Here is a 15866-nt window from a genome sequence, read left to right on the forward strand (position 1 = left end):
CTATACCCCCTTTAATTTGTGCTCGAACGCCTCCATCATTACAGATGCATCAGTTGACTTACCTGTCCAAATTTGAAAGGCATAAATCGCTTGATGTAAAAGCATGCCATGCCCGTAATGGAGACGAGCCCCTTTTTCTTCCGCTTCTTTTAAGAAATCTGTCTTCATCGGCCGATAGACAATATCACTTACAATCGTGTCTTTTGTTATTCCTGAGAGAGAAATAGGCGTTTGCTCTTGATTTGGCGCCATTCCAACTGAGGTCGTTTGAATAATCAAGTCATATTGGGCCAGATTATCTTCTGCTTCCTGCAAAGAAAGAGCTTCAGAAACTGAATGTGCAGCGAAATCATCGATTAGCTTCTGGGCCTTTTCAATCGTACGATTTGCAAGGTCAATTTTGCCTACTCCCTGCTTTACTATAGCATGAAAAATCCCTCTAGCAGCTCCCCCGCTTCCAAGAATGAGAACACGCTTTGATCGATCCACGGCATCGGCATAACGGTCTACAAGAGAAGCGACATAGCCTATTCCATCGGTATTGTATCCAATAAGGCGTCCGTTAACTACTTTTACTGTATTGACAGCACCTAAAAACCGAGCCGCCTCATCTAATTCGTCAAGATAGGGAAGAACCTGCTCCTTATATGGGACTGTTACATTAAATCCATTTATATTTTCAGCCTTAATCTCTTCGACTTTATTAGCAAATCGATCCGTTTCACATTCATACAATTGGTACGCTCCCGTCATCTCATGTCGATCAAGTAATTGGTTATGAATCCAAGGGGAGAGAGAATGTGCGATCGGGTACCCGATTAATCCCAGTTTCATGCTATCCACCTCCTATATTAATGAATTTCGCAGCGAAACTTTTACACCCTCTGGTACATAGGCCGTTACGACTACATTTCCTTCTGGGACCGTCACCCAACCTAGTCCTGAAAATACGATGTCTGTTTTAGGCTCTTTGATTTTAAACGTAACCCCTTTTAACGGTGGAAGCTGGTCCATCGTTTCCAGATCAGGAGGTGTCAGCAATTCACCAACATGATTTCTATATAATTCATCTGCTTTCTCAAGTTTCGTTCGATGAATAGGGATCTCATTAGATAGATAGCAAATAAATGAAGTACGCTCCCCAGCCTCAAAGTCTAATCGGGCTAATCCGCCAAAATAAAGAGTCTGCTGCTCATTTAACTGATAAACCTTCGGCTTGACCTCTTTTCGGGGAGTAATCACCTTCAAGTCTTGATCTGATACATAATGAGCCATTTGGTGGCGTTGAATCACTCCCGGAGTATCAAACAGCGAATTTTCCTCGTCTAAAGGAATATCAATAAAGCCTAATGTCGTTCCTGGAAAGTAGGAGGTCGTGATCGCGTCTTTCACGCCTGATGTTCGATTAATCAGCGCATTAATAAATGTTGACTTCCCAACATTCGTCGTGCCTACAACATAGACATCCCCATGATCTCGGTACTTATCTATCGCTTTTGAGAGCTCATCAATTCCCTGTTCCTTTTGAGCTGAGATTAAGTATATTGCTTCTACTTTAAGTCCCTGGTCATTCGCTGCATGTCGCAGCCACTGCTTCACTTTATTGTGATTGATCGACTTAGGAAGCACATCCATTTTATTTCCGACCAAGATCACAGGATTTTGCCCAGTTAATCGTTTCAACCCTGGGATAAAACTCCCATTAAAATCAAAAATATCAACAAGCTGAACAATGAGGCCTTTGCTTTTGCTTATTTGGTTTAACATATTTAAGAAGTCATCATCCTGGTAGGGAACATCTTGTACTTCATTGTAATGTTTTAAGCGGAAACAACGCTTGCAAATAATATCCTCTTTCTCAAGAGCAGACTCCGGTGCATAACCAGGCTGTTTAGAGTCAGTTGTTTGGATAGCAGCCCCACAACCCTGACAAATTATTTCACTCATCTTCCATTTCCCTCCTCCCATGTTATCTTCCCTCTACGTTTCATCCAGTTTAAAATCCTGCGCTCAATTTTACGGTTGAAACGAGTCCAAAAGCCATCTGTTTCTACTATCGGAACAACTAAAATCGTATAAAGACCTGCTAAGTTGCCCCCAGTACGTCTGTCATCAGTTGATCGCCCACAACAACAATTTCACCCTTGTGTACATTCATATCTCTTCTGGCCTTTTTGAATGCTTTTGATAATGGCTTTCTGGCGCTGTGAATAAATGATGTATTTAACGGTTCTGAGAATAATTTCACTCTATTTTCATTATTGTTCGAAGCAATCGTCACTTGAATGCCATGATTATTCATGAGATGAAACCAATTAACAATTTCTTCTGTTGCATCAGGTTCGTCCCATGCAACCAGCGTATTATCCAAGTCGGTAATGATCCCTTTAATCCCTTTTCCCTTCAAACTTTCAGGGTCTATATCATGTATACTTTGCACATGTTCATTTGGCAGAAACTTTTTAATCATACGTTCACTCCATCCTTCACGACAAAATCTCCTTACCCATCATATACAAAATTTCTACAAGATTCAAAAGAATAGTGAAACCTTCGGCTATATTCAAAAAATCGTTCGACAATTCGCGACAAACTGGACCTGTGGATAAGTTTATGCACATACTCCACACCCGAAACCCTTTGTCCCACCTATTCTGCTAAACAATATCGTTACACTTATCTACATTCGCCTGTAGATAAATGGTGTATTGTAGGGCTTCTATGATCGTGGTAAGGTAAACTTGCATTAGTAAAAATACATTTTTCAAAACAGGAGGTGGCTGCCACATATGTGGCAGAGAGATGAAACAATTATCCGATACCCTGTTATTACAATCTTACCACAAAGCTATTGAGCTCAATCTTTCACAGGATTTTATTAAACAGATCGAAGAAGAAATAAAAGAGCGCTCCATCACTCATCTGGTTGATAAAAAGTTTAATCAAGTAGGTTAGAAATGGAACAACTTGCAAATACTGAGATTTGGCTACTCGTTTCCTAATAAGGGAACGAGCTTTTTCTTGAAATTTTTTTTCGTGCTTTTGTCGTCTTTCTACTTATTTAAGGGATTTTAAAAAACACTATATGATTTATCTTTAGCAAATAGTATTCAGTTGAATAATCCTATACTTTTTGATTACAATTGAGTGAAGTAACTATTTCGCTACTATATTTTTTAGGATTGAACTTAGTCTGAGGGAGGAACAACTAGATGCTGCTGGCTGTGCTATTGCCTTTTATTATTGCCATTTTCATTCCATTTTTAAGCAAATGGAAAGACAAACTTCACACAGGTTTCTTTGTAACTGCTGTACCTGTTGTGATCTTTATTTATTTTATCCGATTCTTAGGAGCGGGATTTGAACCCGTAACTAGAGAATACAGTTGGATTCCTTCTCTGGACATGAACATTCTCTTTTATTTAGACGGTTTAAGCTTATTATTCGTACTTTTAATTAGCGGGATCGGCTCCCTAGTTGCTTTTTATTCGATCTATTATTTACATAAATCAGAGCAGCTAGGACATTTTTACGTTTTTTTTCTATTATTCATGGGATCGATGTTAGGTGTGGTCTTGTCAGATAACGTATTCGTTTTATACACGTTCTGGGAATTCACTTCTTTATCTTCTTTCTTATTAATCGGGTTTTGGAATTACAAGGAACGCTCAAGGTATGGGGCTTTAAAGTCAATGCTTATTACCGTTTTTGGCGGACTCAGCTTACTTGGCGGTTTAGTTTTCATGAGTGTCATTACCGGAACCACTAGCGTTCAACAAATGATTCGTCAGCAAGAACTTATTTTAAACCACGAGTTCTTCCCTTTAATCCTTGTATTTATATTATTAGGAGCTTTCACTAAATCTGCCCAGTTTCCATTTCACATTTGGCTTCCAGATGCGATGGAAGCACCAACGCCCGTTAGTGCTTATTTGCACTCAGCAACGATGGTTAAAGCAGGCCTCTATTTGGTGGCAAGATTTTCACCTATGTTATCTGCATCTGATTGGTTCTTTATCATCGTATCAACCGCGGGAATCGTCACCCTCTGCTGGGGCTCTTATATGGCGGTTCGCCAAACAGATCTTAAAGGAATACTCGCCTTTTCAACAATTAGCCAACTAGGGATGATTATGGCTATGCTCGGATTCGGAACAAAGGTTGCTGTGTTTGCGGCTGTTTTCCACATTTTGAACCATGCTACCTTTAAAGGAAGCTTATTTATGATAGCCGGTATTGTCGATCATGAAACAGGTTCAAGAGATATTCGTAAGCTTGGTGGCTTAATGACTTTCCTGCCCGTTACCGCAACATTGGCTTTGTTTGCCACATTTTCAATGGCAGGTGTACCCCTTCCATTCTTAAATGGGTTTTATAGTAAAGAACTATTTTTTGACTCCGCTATCCATTTGGAGCAAACTGCAACCGGAATCGCTGCATTTCTGAAAACAGTATTTCCATACTTAGCGGTTTTCGGAAGTATCTTTACATTTGTCTATTCAATGTACTTCTTCTTCGGCACATTTAGAGGAAAGGCTTCTTTGGAAGAACTCCCTAAGAAGCCACACGAGGCCCCATTTGGCATGCTTGTCTCACCTATCATCTTAGTTTTGGGTGTCATTATCATCGGACTCTTCCCACAAACTATTAATGAACCATTTATTGCCCACGCAGCTACCGCTGTAAAAGGGTTTGAGGTTACTCATCATATCGCATTCTGGCATGGTATTAAACTGCCACTCATCATGTCCCTAACTGTCATTGCTTTTGGGACGGTTCTTGTCCTATCCCTGACAAAATGGCGATCTGTTTATAAGGTTATTCCTGGAGTACTAAGCCTTAACAAATTTTACGATGGACTCGTCGACCGAACTGTAAGCTATTCTTCTATCGTTACCAAGAGCTATATGAACGGTTCTTTAGGAGGATATGTCCGTTTAATTGTTGCAGCTATTGTTATTGCGGGTTTTGCGATAATGACAGCTACAAACGGTTTCCATCTTGAAACGGGCAACCTCGCTGACATAACAATTACGGAGCTATTTGTAGCATTTATGATGGTCATCGCAGCTATTGGCACCATTATAGTGAACAACCGTATAGCTGCTATTCTTATTTTAGGAGTTGTAGGATATGGTCTTTCCTTACTGTTTATCATCTACAGGGCTCCAGATTTAGCTTTAACCCAATTCATTATTGAAACCGTAACCCTAGCATTATTTTTGCTTGTCTTTTATCACTTGCCTAAAATTGAGAAAAAAAGTGAATCGACAAGTACCAAGACTTTAAATCTAGTCATCTCCATTGGGTTCGGTGCCCTGATGACTATGGTTGCTATTTCCGCTCACAGTAGCAAAATGTTTGATTCAATCGCAAATTACTTTATAGAAAACTCATATAAGCTTGGCGGAGGAGACAATATAGTTAACGTCATTCTAGTAGACATGCGTGGTCTTGACACGTTATTTGAGATTACGGTGCTTGGAATAGCCGCCATGGCGATCTACGGTCTCATTCGGTTACGCGGAAGTAAAAAGGAGGAGGAGTAAAGAATGGAAATTATTATGGCGGTCCTTGCTGGTATATTGTTCACAACAGCCGTTTATAACCTCCTCCAGAAACAAATGCTCCGTATTATCATAGGTACGGCACTTCTTTCTCATGGGGCACACTTATTTATCTTAACAATGGGAGAGTTGAAGAGAGGCAAACCACCTATTCTTTCTGAAGGGGTCGAGCAATATACTGACCCGCTTCCACAAGCCTTGATTCTCACCTCAATTGTTATAAGTTTTGGTATAACGAGCCTGCTGCTCGTTCTTGCTTATCGTGCTTCTAAGAAAAATGGTACAGATAATATGGAACAACTGAGAGGTAACGACTATGAGTAATTTAATTTCACTACCTATTGTACTGCCATTACTAGCAGGAATCATTGTCGCTTTTCTAGCAAATAATAAACCGCTTGTACGTCGAGTAGCTCAAACTTTAGCGGTCATCAACCTTATCGTCACTGGCTTCATCTTATATCAAGTTTACCAAAACGGCACAATAGTGCTGGAAACAGGTGGCTGGATGGCGCCTTATGGAATTATTCTCGTTGGCGATATGCTAGCCGTTACTCTTGCCTTTACCACGAACATAATAGCTGTCGCTTGTGTGTTTTATGCTTCAAAATCATTAACAGATCAGCAAGAATCGTTCTATTTCTACAGCTTCTTCTTCTTGTTGATTACAGGCGTAAGCGGTGCCTTCATTACAGGGGATATCTTCAACCTCTTCGTATTTTTCGAAGTCCTGCTAATGGCTTCATATGGCTTGATTGTCCTCGGTAATGGCAAAGCACAACTTAGAGAGTCAATGAAGTATGTATTAATTAACGTGTTTTCCTCCATGTTGTTTGTTACAACTGTTGCTTTTTTGTATTCAGTTGTAGGGACCTTGAACATGGCTCATATTGCGCAACGTGTTCAGGAAGTTGAACAACAAGGCGTTCTTACAACAATAGGGATTTTATTATTCTTCGTATTTGCAACGAAGGCAGCTGTATTTCCATTATACTATTGGCTCCCTCGCTCATATAGTGTCCCGAATCCTGTCGTTTCAGCGTTATTTGGTGCTTTGCTGACAAAAGTAGGAATCTACTCGATTTTACGTATGTTCACGCTAATCTTTGCTTGGGAAGCGGATCTAACGCATACACTCTTTATCTATCTAGCAGCATTTACTATGATATTTGGTGTGATAGGTGCCCTATCTACTAATAATATTAAACTTATTATGGCTTACAATATCATTCCAGCAGTGGGATTTATGATGATGGGAATCGGCATCTTTACAGAAACGTCAATAAGCGGGACTGTTTACTACTTGATCCATGATATGATTATTAAAGGGGCTTTCTTTCTGCTGATTGGTGTGATCGCTTATGTAGCGGGAACATCAGATCTAAGAAAAATGAATGGTTTGATCCATCATTATCCTATACTAGGTTGGTTCTTTTTTATCGCTACTCTAGTTTTAGCTGGTATTCCGCCCTTTAGCGGCTTCATCGGAAAACTTCTTCTTATACAGGGAGGTTTAGCACAAGAACAAATTTTCATTGTCATTGCTGCACTCGTATCAAGTCTGCTTATTCTCTTCTCTATGATAAGGATTTTCATCCAAGGGTTTTGGGGGGAAAAAACAGAGCTTGCTCACCCTGAGAGAAAGCAAGCTGCCCATAAAATGACTTGGCCTATAGGAATTCTGTTATCCCTTTCTGTACTTCTTGGAGTCGGTGCAGAATGGTTCTACCCGTCCGTTGAATGGATTGGCGAATATTTAATGAACCCGCAAATCTATATCGATTCTGTACTAAAGGAGTAGAAAGCTCATGCCATTTCAAATTGTCATCAATATTATCTTAGCTGCGATGTGGATGTTCTTAAGTGAAACATACAACTTTAAAACATTCTTTGTCGGCTACTTGTTAGGTATTGGACTGCTCTTTTTACTTCAGAGGTTTATCCCCGATACATTTTATATGAAGAGAGTAGTAAAGTTTGTCAAGTTAATTCTGCTGTTCATTCGAGAACTTGGCTTGTCAAACATTGATATCGTAAAACATGTTTACCGTCCTAAACTCAATGTCAGTCCTGGGATTTTTGCATTGCCCACCGAATTAAAAAGCAACTGGGAAATCACACTGCTTGCGAATTTGATTTCATTAACGCCTGGAACATTGTCGCTAGTTATAAGCGAGGATTACTCAGTCATTTATGTCCATGCTATGGACATTGGAGATGTGGAAGAATCAATAACAGAAATTAAAGAAACATTTGAAAAAGCTATCATGGAGGTGACTCGCTAATGGAAAATATATTAGATGTCACACAATCCCTTGTGCAAATTTCAGTGATTATTTCCATTGTCGGTGTGTCCATCTCCCTTCTCCTTCTGCTTTATAGAACGGTTAAAGGGCCGACAAATCCGGATCGTGCAGTTGCCCTTGATACCATTGGAGTAAACATCATGGCCATGGCGGGATTGATCGCCGTTTATCTAGTGACAACAAAGGCGAACGATGTCGTTCTGCTTATTGGGATCTTACTTTTCATAGGTAATGTGGGCTTGGCGAAATTCTTAGAAAAGGGTGTTATCATTGAGCGAGACATGGATTAACGTAGTACTCGACATTCTCATATGTATTTCCTTACTCATGGGTACGTTCTTTTTTGTTTCTACATCCATTGGTATCCTGAGGTTTCCCGATGTCTATACAAGACTTCATGCAGCTACAAAGGGCTCAACATTAGGGATAACTGGAGTACTCATTGGATCCTTTCTTTTTATGTACGTAGAGCATGGGATCATTAGTGGGAAATTATTGTTAGGTATCCTCTTCATTCTTTTAACAGCTCCTGTAACAGGACATGTGCTAGGACGGGCAGCTTATTACAGTGGGGTTCCGTTGAGTGATAAAAGTGTGGAGGATGAGTATAAAAAAAACTTGGAAAAAGTAAAAGATCACTGAATCATGCTTAGAAAGGGGCCAGTCGTTTCTGGCTTCTTTTTTTGTCTAATTTTCTTTCTGTACAAGCACAGGGACATGCTTCCGCACATACACTTGTTGTAGGCAAGAGCCTAACACCGAGGGAGGTATTTGCACTGTGAGCAGTCTGATCGCTTCTATCCTTTACTTTTTCAAAGAATCATTACTCTTTGTGTCTTATGTTAAAAATCAGGCGTTTCCAAATCCTCTGTCAAAAGAGGAGGAAGCCAAACAACTGAAGCTGATGGAAGAGGGAAGCCGAGAAGCAAGAGATACGTTGATTGAACATAACTTAAGACTGGTTGCTCATATTGTTAAAAAGTTTGAGAATACGAAGGAGGATTTTGAGGATTTAATTTCAATTGGAACGATAGGATTAATCAAAGGCATAGAGAGCTACTCTACAGGCAAAGGCACGAAGTTGGCTACGTATGCTGCCAGGTGTATAGAAAACGAAATTCTGATGCATCTCCGTTCCACTAAGAAGATGAATAAAGACATCTCGTTACAGGATCCAATTGGCCATGATAAAGAAGGGAATGAACTAAACCTGCTTGATATATTGCAAGCAGATGTTGAGGATATTGTTGAAGAAATTCAGCTTCACATGGAACTTGAACAAATTAAGGAGTTTATTACTGTTCTAGATGAAAGGGAAAAAGAAGTCATCATATTCCGTTATGGCCTAGGGGATACAGATGAAAAAACGCAAAGAGAAATCGCAAGGGAGCTAAATATCTCCAGAAGTTATGTTTCTCGTATTGAAAAAAGAGCACTAATGAAAATTTTTCACGAATTTTATAAACAAAGCAAGCGAAAAAGCTCACCTTAGGTCAGACAATTAAAATAAAGACATATGTAAAGCCACTGTTATTACACAGTGGCTTCTATTCCTCAAGTAAATGCTGACGTAACTTCTTAAGCTTTAGTACAAATCCAAACGCTGCACTTAACAACCCAGCAATCATGATTAGTAGATAAAGGTAAGCTTGAGAATGGTATTCATAGATACTAATGAGTACGCCAATATATAAATAACTGCTTAATATGAGTAGAGTTAAGGTAAATCGCTTATAATCTGCAATTTTGCTCTCAATCCATTCGGTAGACTTCAATTATGCCACCTCCTGTATGTGCTCATTTTAACACATATGGAATTGAAAAAAGGTGGTAATTTTTGTTAGTCTAGCGATGTAAGCATCTCCATAATCATCGTCGCGGCATTCTCCGCAGCTTTCGGAAGGAACTGATCAAATGAAATGGAAGATTCCTTACCGGCTATATCTGACAAGGCGCGTATAACAACGAATGGCGTGTTGTATTTATAGCATACTTGCGCAATTGCTGCCGCCTCCATTTCTGCAGCAATCATTTCAGGAAATTTACCGCGTACAAAACTCACGCGAGCTTCCTCCTGCATGAAGGAATCACCCGTGGCAATAATTCCTTTCTTGGCTTTAGAGTCCGTTTTCTTTACCGCATCCATTGCTTTTTCCATCAATGATGAATCTGCTGGGTACATGGCAGGAAGACCTGGAACTTGACCATACTCATACTGAAAAGCAGTCACATCAACATCATGGTGAGTGACAAGGGAAGAAATGACGAGATCTCCGACTTCTAGTTCCTTTGCGAAACCCCCGGCTGACCCTGTATTAATCACTTGATCAATGGTAAAACGCTCATGCAAAATGGTCGTTGCAATTGCAGCGTTCACTTTACCAATTCCTGACTGTAAGAGCACAACGGATTTTTGGCAAAGCTCGCCTTCTATAAATTTACTTCCAGCAACGTCAACCGTTTGATTGATTTTCATCTTGCTCTTTAGCAATTCTATTTCTTCATCCATTGCTCCAATAATTCCGATTGCCATAATTTAGCTCTCCTTGTTTACTGATAAGGGTTACTTGCTAGCTCTTCTACTTTAATTGGTTTATAACCTGCACCTTCTGTCCAGTGTATATAAACACGATACGTCTGCTGCTGCGCTTTATCTGAGACAGTGGCCTCTACTTTCTGCGCTCCGCCCCCGTTTTCTACTCGCCAGGCAATCATGTTGCCTGTATCGATTGAAGTAGCTTTACTTGCAGCTTGTAAGATTTCTTGCCAATCCTGAGATGATTTTTCATATGTGACCGTATGATTTCCATCAGTTTCCTGTTCTGTTTGTACAGGTTCCCAGTCCTTTTTAACTACACGTTCAACATTTTCTTTATCACTTTCCTCAACGACAGCATCTTTCTCTTTAGCTTTTTCAGCTTCTTTATCTTCTTTAGCTTGCTTATCTTGTTTTTCTTTATCGCTAGATTTACCAGAAGAATCACTTTCCTGATCCGTTTGTTCGTCTGTTATGACGTTAAGCTCTTCTTGGGAAGAATCCTTATTAGATTGTTGCTCTCCAGATGACGGTTCAGATGCGGTTTGCCCGCCGCTGCCACCAAAAATAAACAGAGCAATAAATGCAACTAGCAATAGTGCACCTGCACCTGCCAGCCACGTAATTAGTTTCGTTCCTTTTCTCCTTTTTTCGAAACGATTTGATCTTGAATTAGAAGGCCCTTGTTTAGGCATAGTTTCTTCCTCCTCCTTTACCTTTCCCATTATACAATACCACCTATAGGTCACCAACCCAATAAAAGTCACATTTCACATTCAAATATAAGAGAATGTTCAAAAAGTCACCAAATGATAAACGGCGAATGTCTTCGTTGCTAGATTTTTTCCGGCCCCCACGTATGAAAGGGCATATGCTGTGGTCCTCAAAACTTACGCGCCTCGAACTTCTTGCGACGCACAAGGAACGTGCTCGTGTCGACGTTCTCATTCGTCAACTTTTTTGAACACACACTATAAGAAAAAAGACAGGGAGCCCCCTGCCTTGCTTTCTTATTTAGTTGTAACGGAAATTATTTTCACATCTAATTCGCCGCCCGGGGTAACAACAGCTACTTGATCCCCTACTTCATGACCAATCAAGCTTTGGGCCATTGGTGAGTCGTTGCTAATTTTCCCTTCAAAAGGATCAGCCTCAGCGCTTCCTACGATCGTATACGTTTCCTCATCTCCATCTGGAAGCTCTTGAAAAGTAACCGATTTACCCATGGACACCATGTCAGGGTTATCGTTATCGTTTTCAATAATAACCGCATGACGAATCATATTTTCGACTTGCTGGATTCTGGATTCTACAAATGCCTGCTCGTCCTTCGCAGCATCGTACTCCGAGTTCTCGGATAAATCTCCAAATCCCCTTGCTTCTTTAATGCGTTCGACTACCTCTTTTCGACGTTCATTTTTTAAATGCTCAAGTTCCTCTTGAAGCTTTACTTTACCTTCTGCTGTCATATAAAAGCTTTTCTCTTGTGCCATTTCCAATACACTCCTCTTTCAGACAATAAATGACCGTTATCCCTGAATATAATGAAATGAGCGGTACTTGAAGTACGCTCATTAGATAACTAATATAGTGTATCTGGGACATAGGTTCTCTAGAACTTCTATCATGAACTATGCCAGATATCTTATAAATTTTCAACTATTTTCTTTGCTTAGCTTTTGCCCTTTCTCAAACAAAACAGTTTGGATCTTCGTAGCCATCAAGTCAATCGCTACATGGTTTTGTCCACCTTCTGGTATGATCAAGTCTGCATATCGCTTCGTTGGCTCAACAAATTGCAGGTGCATAGGACGAACTACAGTAGTATATTGCTCAATAACAGAATCTAGTGTGCGGCCACGTTCATTAATATCACGCAGCATCCTCCGAATAATTCGGACGTCCGCATCTGTGTCAACGAAAACCTTGATATCCATTAAATCACGTAAACGATCATCCTCTAGTACTAAAATCCCCTCAACAATAATAACCTCTTTTGGCTCGATATGAATTGTTTCGTCTGAGCGTGTATGCATTTTATAATCATATACTGGCTTTGAAACTGATTTTTGCTGGATTAAATCCTTGAGGTGCTCGATTAGTAAATCATTATCAAAAGCTAAGGGATGGTCGTAATTTGTCTTCAGCCTTTCTTCTAACGGTAGATGACTTTGATCCTTATAATAATAATCTTGCTCCACCATAAGTATTGTTTTATCAGCAAAGCGCTGAATAATAGATCGGGTTACACTCGTTTTACCGGAGCCTGTCCCTCCGGCTACACCAATTACAACAGGTTTATCATTCATGCTGATGGGTTCTCCTTTCATGTCAGGGAAAATCAGTTTTCATCTATTTCTTATGGTTCTTCACAGTAACGGCTACACCATCACCAATCGGTACAATCGATGTATGGTAGTTTTCTTGAGAGGTTAACCATTGATTAAAGTCACGAATTTTTGCAGCCAACTTTGCCATACGTCCTGAAGCTTCATGGTTATTAGCCACATATCCCTTGAACAAGACGTTGTCTGACACAATCATGCCGTCCTCTGACAGAAGTGGTGCATACAAATGAAAGAATTCTTCATATTTGCCTTTGGCTGCATCAATAAAAATTAAATCGAATGGAGCTGCCTGACTTACCTGTTCCTTCAATTCAAGAGCATCGCCACAAAGAATGTTGATGTGTTGTTCTGCTTGAAACTTGCTTATATTTTCAACAGCTTGCTGATAACGTTCAGTATCTCTTTCAATAGTTGTGATGGAACTTTCAGGAGCAGCTTCGAGCATTCTTAAAGCAGAGTAGCCAATCGCAGTCCCAATTTCAAGCATGGTTTGCGGCTTGTTTAATCGAATGAGCTGCATTAAAAAGTCAATTCCAAGTGGCTCCATGATCGGCACACCTTGCTTGTGTCCCTCATGTTCCAATTGTTCTATCTCTTTTGATGGTGTAGATAGTAACGAACGTAAATATGCATCCTGTTCCATTTAATGCCGGCCCCTTTCCTGCTGGACAATCCCATTTACAACCCTATTATTTTAACACAAACAAAGGAAGGAATGCGAGTCGTTATTCCGCACTCCTTCCCTATCCTATTCTCCTGATATATGTTCTGCTTTAAGTTTGTTATGCTTTTCTAAAGTTTTTGAGTAATAGATGTTGCCGTCCCCGTCTGCTAGGAAATACAGATAATCCGATTCAATAGGATTAGCCGCAGCGGCCATTGAGTTCTTATGAAAGCTTGATATCGGGCCGACAGGGAGTTTTTTTACATGGTATGTGTTATATGGTGATTCAACTTCTAAGTCCTTGTAGAGCACTCGATCTTTATGCTCACCCAGTGCATAAAGGACAGTCGGGTCTGTCTGCAACTTCATACCTTTTTCAATTCGATTGTAAAAGACACCCGCAATTTTCCTTCTATTTTCTTTTGTCTTCGCTTCATTTTCGAGCAATGATGCCATTGTTATCACTTGGTGAATGGTCATTCCTTCATCTGAATTCAGTTTATTTAACGCATCACGGTAAGGCAAGACAACTTCCTCTGTTCGTTTAATCATTTTATTAACAATTTGTTCAATGCTTGGATCCTCTATATAAAAGTTATAGGTGGAAGCAAATAAATAGCCTTCAAGAGGATAACGAATCTCCTGCTTCAAGATGACTTCATCCAGTAAAGCTGGATGCTGTTCAATCAGTTGACTGACATACTTACTATCATTTACTTTTTTCATAAATTCTTCTTTTGTAAAATCAAGTTTCTTAGCATATGAGGCGGCTATTTGTTCTAAGGTATATCCTTCAGGGATCGTCACACTAAATACAGGGTCTTTCCTTACTTTTCCTGTTTTTAATGATGCAACAATTTCATCAAGTGTCATCGCTGAGGTAAATTGATACTCTCCTGCTTGAAAGCCTGTCTCATTTTTAAACTTTGTATAAAATCTAAAAATGAGAGCATTGTTTATCACCTGATTTTCTTCTAGGATTTTTGCAATTTGTGAGTTCGAGGACCCGAGAGGAATTTCAATATTTTTTTGAGTTTCATCGTCAGGGTCTACGGGTTGTAATGCATGATTTACGTAAAAATATCCTGATATGCCCCCTATTAGAAGGACGATTACTATAGTAGTTAATACAACCGCAACAATCTTGCGGACTGTACTCGCTTCTTCATTACGCTTTTTAATTCGCTCTTTATACTTCTGCTTAAAATCAGACAACGATGCTCCTCCTTCCATCCGCTACATTATACTACAATTTACGAGTTATTTTCCATATCTTCACACAATATACACGATAAACAACGCTTAATGCAATACATTCAAAAATGTGCGTTTATTACCGAAATGTTCTGTTGCATTATGGAAGTGAGTGATTTATGTATTTTAGAATCCACACCACTAAGTAAAATAAAAACAGCCTCTAGCAAATTTGCTTAGAGGCTGTAAAAGTTAAAATTAAGTTAAGTCTTCTTCTGTTAAGGTATTTAACATTTCCTCAACCATTTCCCACTCTTCGTCTGATTCTATTTGGTAGAGAGATAAATCGTCCTCTTCATTCCCTTTTTCTTCATATCGGAATGCAAAAACTTCTACCTCATCTCCCTCTTTTTGCTCTGCTGGTACTACAGCAATGTACGAATGACCTGTTTGTTCAACGTCAAAAGTGAACAACACCTCAAATAAATGCTCTTCCCCATTTTCATCAGGGATAATGATACGTTCTTCTTTTTCTAATGCCATCTTGTCGTCCTCCTTTATTGTTTTGAATCTAAATAGCTCTGTAATATGATTACAGCAGCCATTTTATCAATGACTTTTTTTCTTTTTTGACGACTTACATCAGCATCGAGTAAGACGCGCTCTGCAGCCATGGTTGTTAGTCGTTCATCCCAGAGATGGACGACTAGTTTATACTCTTTTTCCAACCACTTTGCAAACCTTTGACTTGCTTCGCCGCGAGGACCAATTGACCCATTCATGTTTTTTGGAAGACCAACAATGGCTTCTGTCACGTCGTTTTCAACAATAACTTTCCGTAATGGCTCTTTGGCTGTCGTATAATTACGTTCATCCCATTTTAGAGTAGTCACCCCTTGAGCTGTCCACCCCATGGCATCAGATAAAGCGACACCAATTGTTTTCTCCCCCACATCTAAACCAATCTTCTTCATTAAGCATCCCCGTTATTTTTTTCTAAATAAAACTTAACCAACTCTTCAATAAGCTCGTCCCGTTCCATTTTGCGTATGAGGTTTCTTGCGTCTTGATGGCGTGGAATATAGGCTGGATCACCCGAAAGCAAATAACCAACAATTTGATTGATTGGGTTATATCCTTTCTCCTGCAAGGAATTGTGTACAGATAGTAATACTGATCGTACATCCTCTTCAAAGGGCTCCTCTGAGAAATTAAAACGCATTGTTTTGTCCATTGAACTCATTTTACAGT

General features: G+C 39.7%; 20 protein-coding genes and 1 pseudogene. 8 read left to right on the top strand and 13 right to left on the bottom strand.

Features of this window, described 5'->3' with window-relative positions; all coding sequences use genetic code 11:
- The 3 genes and pseudogenes from aroE to MUO14_RS02095 all read right to left on the bottom strand — a co-directional run bounded on the left by aroE (position 1) and on the right by MUO14_RS02095 (position 2470).
- Complete coding sequence (gene aroE / locus MUO14_RS02085; protein ID WP_244753418.1) at positions 1-834, bottom strand: shikimate dehydrogenase; 834 nt, start codon at positions 832-834, stop codon at positions 1-3.
- A gap of 12 nt (positions 835-846) precedes the next feature.
- A complete protein-coding gene (gene yqeH, locus MUO14_RS02090) occupies positions 847-1947 on the bottom strand; it encodes a ribosome biogenesis GTPase YqeH (protein ID WP_244753419.1) in 1101 nt (366 codons plus the stop codon).
- Positions 1944-2470, bottom strand: a pseudogene (locus MUO14_RS02095) (YqeG family HAD IIIA-type phosphatase). The gene yqeH and the pseudogene MUO14_RS02095 overlap by 4 nt, the downstream one beginning before the upstream one ends.
- 332 nt (positions 2471-2802) lie before the next feature.
- On the opposite strand from MUO14_RS02095, the gene sda reads away from it, so the two are divergent.
- The 8 genes from sda to sigK all read left to right on the top strand — a co-directional run bounded on the left by sda (position 2803) and on the right by sigK (position 9365).
- Complete coding sequence (gene sda, locus MUO14_RS02100) at positions 2803-2955, top strand: sporulation histidine kinase inhibitor Sda (RefSeq protein ID WP_244753420.1); 153 nt, start codon at positions 2803-2805, stop codon at positions 2953-2955.
- Positions 2956-3212: 257 nt separating this feature from the next.
- Positions 3213-5549: a Na+/H+ antiporter subunit A gene (locus MUO14_RS02105; RefSeq protein ID WP_244753421.1), complete on the top strand. Its 2337-nt coding sequence runs from the start codon at positions 3213-3215 to the stop codon at positions 5547-5549.
- A 3-nt stretch (positions 5550-5552) separates the two neighbouring features.
- Positions 5553-5891: a Na(+)/H(+) antiporter subunit C gene (locus MUO14_RS02110; RefSeq protein WP_244753422.1), complete on the top strand. Its 339-nt coding sequence runs from the start codon at positions 5553-5555 to the stop codon at positions 5889-5891.
- Positions 5884-7368, top strand: a complete 1485-nt coding sequence (locus MUO14_RS02115; RefSeq protein ID WP_244753423.1) for a Na+/H+ antiporter subunit D — start codon at positions 5884-5886, stop codon at positions 7366-7368. The genes MUO14_RS02110 and MUO14_RS02115 overlap by 8 nt, the downstream gene beginning before the upstream one ends.
- 7 nt (positions 7369-7375) lie before the next feature.
- Complete coding sequence (locus MUO14_RS02120; RefSeq protein ID WP_244753424.1) at positions 7376-7852, top strand: Na+/H+ antiporter subunit E; 477 nt, start codon at positions 7376-7378, stop codon at positions 7850-7852.
- A complete protein-coding gene (locus MUO14_RS02125) occupies positions 7852-8163 on the top strand; it encodes a monovalent cation/H+ antiporter complex subunit F (RefSeq protein WP_244753425.1) in 312 nt (103 codons plus the stop codon). The genes MUO14_RS02120 and MUO14_RS02125 overlap by 1 nt, the downstream gene beginning before the upstream one ends.
- A complete protein-coding gene (gene mnhG / locus MUO14_RS02130) occupies positions 8144-8515 on the top strand; it encodes a monovalent cation/H(+) antiporter subunit G (RefSeq protein ID WP_244753426.1) in 372 nt (123 codons plus the stop codon). The genes MUO14_RS02125 and mnhG overlap by 20 nt, the downstream gene beginning before the upstream one ends.
- 136 nt (positions 8516-8651) lie before the next feature.
- A complete protein-coding gene (gene sigK / locus MUO14_RS02135; RefSeq protein WP_244753427.1) occupies positions 8652-9365 on the top strand; it encodes an RNA polymerase sporulation sigma factor SigK in 714 nt (237 codons plus the stop codon).
- Positions 9366-9420: 55 nt separating this feature from the next.
- Here the strand turns inward: sigK and MUO14_RS02140 are convergent, their stop codons facing one another.
- The 10 genes from MUO14_RS02140 to MUO14_RS02185 all read right to left on the bottom strand — a co-directional run bounded on the left by MUO14_RS02140 (position 9421) and on the right by MUO14_RS02185 (position 15858).
- Entirely contained in the window at positions 9421-9648 is a 228-nt protein-coding gene (locus tag MUO14_RS02140; protein ID WP_244753428.1) for a YrhC family protein, read from the bottom strand.
- 65 nt (positions 9649-9713) lie between these two features.
- Positions 9714-10406, bottom strand: a complete 693-nt coding sequence (mtnN, locus tag MUO14_RS02145; protein ID WP_244753429.1) for a 5'-methylthioadenosine/S-adenosylhomocysteine nucleosidase — start codon at positions 10404-10406, stop codon at positions 9714-9716.
- A 17-nt stretch (positions 10407-10423) separates the two neighbouring features.
- Positions 10424-11134, bottom strand: coding sequence for a YrrS family protein (locus MUO14_RS02150; protein ID WP_244753430.1), 711 nt, complete (start codon positions 11132-11134; stop codon positions 10424-10426).
- Between the two features lie 285 nt (positions 11135-11419).
- A complete protein-coding gene (gene greA, locus MUO14_RS02155; protein WP_244753431.1) occupies positions 11420-11902 on the bottom strand; it encodes a transcription elongation factor GreA in 483 nt (160 codons plus the stop codon).
- A gap of 162 nt (positions 11903-12064) precedes the next feature.
- The gene (gene udk / locus MUO14_RS02160; RefSeq protein WP_244753432.1) at positions 12065-12718 is read right to left on the bottom strand and encodes a uridine kinase; all 654 of its coding nucleotides are present in this window, start codon (positions 12716-12718) and stop codon (positions 12065-12067) included.
- 43 nt (positions 12719-12761) lie between these two features.
- Complete coding sequence (locus tag MUO14_RS02165) at positions 12762-13400, bottom strand: O-methyltransferase (protein ID WP_244753433.1); 639 nt, start codon at positions 13398-13400, stop codon at positions 12762-12764.
- Between the two features lie 105 nt (positions 13401-13505).
- Positions 13506-14636 carry an endolytic transglycosylase MltG gene (mltG, locus tag MUO14_RS02170; protein WP_244753434.1) on the bottom strand — a complete coding sequence of 377 codons (1131 nt, stop codon included), beginning with the start codon at positions 14634-14636 and terminating at the stop codon, positions 13506-13508.
- Positions 14637-14873: 237 nt separating this feature from the next.
- Positions 14874-15158 (bottom strand): DUF1292 domain-containing protein, encoded by a 285-nt coding sequence (locus MUO14_RS02175; RefSeq protein WP_244753435.1) that lies wholly within the window; start codon positions 15156-15158, stop codon positions 14874-14876.
- Positions 15159-15172: 14 nt separating this feature from the next.
- The gene (gene ruvX, locus MUO14_RS02180) at positions 15173-15589 is read right to left on the bottom strand and encodes a Holliday junction resolvase RuvX (protein WP_244753436.1); all 417 of its coding nucleotides are present in this window, start codon (positions 15587-15589) and stop codon (positions 15173-15175) included.
- Positions 15589-15858 (bottom strand): IreB family regulatory phosphoprotein, encoded by a 270-nt coding sequence (locus MUO14_RS02185; RefSeq protein WP_079530363.1) that lies wholly within the window; start codon positions 15856-15858, stop codon positions 15589-15591. Before MUO14_RS02185 ends, ruvX begins: the two co-directional genes overlap by 1 nt.
- Positions 15859-15866 lie beyond the last annotated feature (8 nt).

This window comes from Halobacillus shinanisalinarum, from assembly GCF_022919835.1.
GTDB lineage: Bacteria > Bacillota > Bacilli > Bacillales > Halobacillaceae > Halobacillus_A > Halobacillus_A shinanisalinarum.